This window comes from Acaryochloris sp. IP29b_bin.137, assembly GCF_028285745.1.
In the GTDB taxonomy this organism is placed as follows: Bacteria; Cyanobacteriota; Cyanobacteriia; order Thermosynechococcales; family Thermosynechococcaceae; genus Acaryochloris.
Window position 1 is genome coordinate 1 of the sequence record NZ_JANQOP010000185.1, and the last position, 3,905, is coordinate 3,905.

The 3,905-nt window shown below is 48.8% G+C and carries 3 protein-coding genes; all 3 read right to left on the reverse strand.

Annotated elements, in window-relative coordinates; all coding sequences use genetic code 11:
- Positions 1–166 precede the first annotated feature (166 nt).
- On the reverse strand, positions 167–931 hold the full coding sequence (gene tsaA, locus Q0991_RS13455; protein ID WP_299489238.1) for a tRNA (N6-threonylcarbamoyladenosine(37)-N6)-methyltransferase TrmO: 765 nt from the start codon (positions 929–931) through the stop codon (positions 167–169).
- Positions 918–1,649 carry a TrmH family RNA methyltransferase gene (locus tag Q0991_RS13460; protein ID WP_299489239.1) on the reverse strand — a complete coding sequence of 244 codons (732 nt, stop codon included), beginning with the start codon at positions 1,647–1,649 and terminating at the stop codon, positions 918–920. The genes tsaA and Q0991_RS13460 overlap by 14 nt, the downstream gene beginning before the upstream one ends.
- Positions 1,650–2,099: 450 nt before the next feature.
- Positions 2,100–3,380 (reverse strand): MSMEG_0569 family flavin-dependent oxidoreductase, encoded by a 1,281-nt coding sequence (locus Q0991_RS13465; RefSeq protein ID WP_299489241.1) that lies wholly within the window; start codon positions 3,378–3,380, stop codon positions 2,100–2,102.
- Between the last annotated feature and the right edge of the window lie 525 nt (positions 3,381–3,905).

Genomic DNA, 3,905 nt, shown 5'->3' on the forward strand with positions numbered 1-3,905 from the left:
GATAGGGTAGTCGTTTCGGCCACCCTATTTTCTTTGAAATCACACTGCCCTATCTACTGCTGACTCTAGATTTGAAGTACCTTGTCATCCCCAAAGGAAATCTGGGTTTGGTGGGCGTCATTGCGGGTGTCCCCGCGTTCCAAACGCCCCTTCCATCATGTCATGTTCAGCTTTGAGCATCGTTAGGACTAGACATGGAAAAGAGTTGAGTGACTGTTGCTATTCCTGCCTCGACTTTCCAAAAAATATCAAACCCCGCTAAACGCATATTCCACTTTTGCCCCGGCTGTCCGTCTTTTTTTCGCTCATAGCCGGGGCGCGGATCTTGGGCAATTACATCCGTAATCACTCGAAAGATGTCATCGACCTTATTGCCTAAGGCTGCGGTTAGACTGGCCATCGCTTCTGGACTCCATACCACTGGTAACAGAGGATCTGCGGTATTGGCCCAAGTGCTGGTTGCGGTTGCGATCGCATCTGCATAGGTCACATACGGCTTAATATCCAGCACGGGAGTGCGGTCTAAAAAATCTCCCCCGTGGATATGCAGCAAAATTTCACGCTCCGTCTGCTCAACTTGATCCAGCGGAACCGCACTTAGCCCAATCTGGTTGGGGCGATTGGGACTGCGAGTCGCATAGACCCCCATCGTTTTATTCCCACCTAAGCGGGGCGGTCGCACCAGCGGGCGAAACTGGGTAAAGGTCTGACCATGAAACAGAAAGATCACCCAAATATGGGAAAAACCATCGATTCCTCGCAACGCATGCCAATGCAGATCGGTGTTGGGAAAGACGATAACGGCTTTGGCCGACTCAACCAGTCCAGCCTGTCGGGGAATGCCAAACCGTTCGGGATAGCAAGAGCGGACATAAGCGATGGGGGTTAACGAGACCTCCGCTAAGTTGGGAAGCGGATCAAGAGTCGACATGATCAGTCTGCCTAGTTTCTAAGCGATCGAGGGTGCGATCCATGCAGGCTCGAATATTGTGTAATAGATAGAGATCTTCACATCCCAATAAGGCCAAGCTCCGAGTGGCGTATTTTTGAGAACGTTCCGCTAATCCAATTCGCTTCATTAGCCGGAGAGCGGATTGCTTAAGACTGGCATATTCCAGCTCGGGCATAGGGGTGCAATTGAGCCGCTGATCTTTAATATGTACCCCTGTTTGTGATTCTGAAAACATAAAGCTGTAAACCATGACCGCCTGGGCCAAATTCAGAGAAGGATGGGGATTTCCCTGAGGAATCGTGGTGATCAAATCGCAGTGATCAATATCCTGTCGATTTAAACCCGAGCGTTCTCCCCCAAACACAAAGGCCACTCGCTGTAGACTCTCTCCCTTTGCCCATAGCCGTTGGGGTAATTCTTGAACGGAGATATAGTGATACTTCTCATAGCGATGTCGGGCCGTCGTTGCGCAGGCTAAATCAATGTCGTGTAGCGCCTCCGATAAGTGTTGGTAAATAGGAGCTGCATTGAGGATCGCTTGAGAACCATGGGCTAGAACTTGCGCTTTTTCAGAGTTGCGATCGCAACGGGGCCGCACTAACCGTAAATCCGTGTGTCCCATGGTGTTGAGTGCCCGAGCGGCAGCCCCCACATTTTCGGGTACTTCCGACTCAACAAGAATGAAAGAGCATTGCATTGCTTCAGTATGCCAGAGAATAATTGGCCTCACCATTCATTTCTCTTGCACTTATCCCACAGCGCGTTTCACCCAGAATCATGCATCTGGGCCTGAGTGTTAGAAAACCGGACTAATCCACATGGCTTCGTAATTCAGGTCCCCGTAGAAATAGGAAAAGGGTCGTTTCAAGTTCGTCAGAGGTAATTCGAAAGCAACGAGAGTCCGTAAGGAGAAAAAGCGCTATGGAGAATCTAGGGTCATGAGTCAATAAAGTGTAGGTTTGCTAAACCTGTAGGGCGTTGAGTTTTCTCATCTGCTGATGCAATGTCCTCAATGTGGTCATCCAAAGACCAACAAACATGGCAAGACCAGCAAGCAACCATTTTCTATTGGGAACATAAAAATACAGACCCCAGAAAACTGCCAAGTCGTGATTTTTGCGACCAAACCCTAACGCTTATAAGCCACTTAAGATCCAATCGCCATTTCATTGAAGCGCAGTTGCGATCGCACATTTACCCGATGATTAGCCTGCACATAGTCCGCAAGATACCGAACATCCCGAGCAATCCCCGAAAAGCGTCCCGAACCCCAGGTATAGAGCCAAGGCAAGCCGACAAAATAGAGTCCTTTCACCCTAGTAACGCCCCGATCATGACCGGGATAACCCTTGCCATCAAACACAGGAATTTCCACCCAGGAATAGTCCATATCGTAGCCAATGGACCAAATCACGGTGGAGATATGGGCAGCCTCTAAGTCGAGGGAGGTGGGTTCAGAGGCAGGCTCCCACACTGGACAATAGGGGGCCTCCACGGGAGCCTCAATTTGATGCTGGTCAATATAGGCGTCAATCGTTCCTTTGATGCTTTCAGCTACCGCATCAGCCTGATCCAAGTTCTCTCGCAAATTCGGCTGAAAGGTTAACTGAGCATTGCGAATATCCGTCAGTCTGCCGTAGAGCTGCATCCCTTCCAGGGCAAAATGGCGTAAATCAATTTCCCGCCCTCCACCACGGCCCGTTACATAGTGGTTAGTTTTGGTTCTCACCTGTTCTTTTTGGGGATGATCTTCAATGGTCAGATCGTAGTAACCCAGTTGATCCAGCCAATCCACCACATCTTTGCCTCGGTATTGTCGGGGCGATCGCGGCGCACTACCCACACACAAATGCACCTGTTTCGCTGCGAGATGGAGATCTTCAGCAATTTGGCATCCCGATTGCCCCGTTCCCACCACTAGGACTGCCCCATCGGCTAAACTCTCAGGATTTTTATACTCAGAAGAATGGAGTTGGCGAATTTCTGCAGGTAAACGCTGGGCCATACTAGGAATGCGAGGTTGATGATATCCCCCCGTGGCCACCACAATTTGATCCGCGGAAAACTCACCAATTGAGGTGGACACTTCAAATACATCGCTAATGGGATTTTTGCGCACTCGCTGGACGCTGACACCTTCTCTGACCGGAGGATTAAAGGACCGGGCGTAAGCTTCGATATAGTCCACGATTTGATCTTTTTGCATAAACCCGTTGGGGGCATCCCCCGGATAGGAAAATCCGGGTAGCTGACATTGCCAGTTCGGGGTGACCAGGCAGAACGAGTCCCAACGCTTATTACGCCAAGAATGGGCAATCTGATGCTGCTCAAAGATAATGTGATCGATCTGGCGTTCGCCCAAACAGTAACTGACCGATAAACCAGCCTGTCCTCCACCGACAATGATGACGGAATAGTGACTTCCCATATCTGCCTCCAATCTGCGCTTGTTTGCACCATAGAAGGCATACAGGCGTGATCCTGTTACAGAGGCTACGAAATTGAAATGTTTAGTGGTATTCGCAGGTCAATCTAATACTGACCATGAAACAGAGCAATAAAATGCTAAATTGCTGACTTATTACCTAACATTTTCGATAGGTAATCCTGTGGCATCTTCCAGAAAAACAACAACCCACATTTTGATTGGGCTGCAAACTTACAGATCGAATCGGTGACAATAGACGTTTTAAGGCTGAGTGAAAAGGATTTAATCTCACCCACTTCCTTGGAATTTTTAACTTTATCAGTCAGCAAGACTTATCAGGATAATTCAGGTGTATGCTCATATCCTTGAAGATCACTGTCCAAAGACCATACAAAAATACGATAACTAGTGAGTCATTTGGTATGAACATCGCCATTACTTTTCATGCAACTAAAGCCTGAGTAACCGCTCCAGAGCCTCCTAGCCGATGGCCTTGTCGTCTTGTTTGCCCTTGTTGCCGTCGTA

Excerpts from the sequence above, each read along its gene's own strand:
- tsaA (WP_299489238.1), bottom strand. The coding sequence starts at position 931 with ATGTCGACTCTTGATCCGCTTCCCAACTTAGCGGAGGTCTCGTTAACC.
- Q0991_RS13460 (WP_299489239.1), bottom strand. The coding sequence starts at position 1,649 with ATGCAATGCTCTTTCATTCTTGTTGAGTCGGAAGTACCCGAAAATGTG.
- Q0991_RS13465 (WP_299489241.1), bottom strand. The coding sequence starts at position 3,380 with ATGGGAAGTCACTATTCCGTCATCATTGTCGGTGGAGGACAGGCTGGT.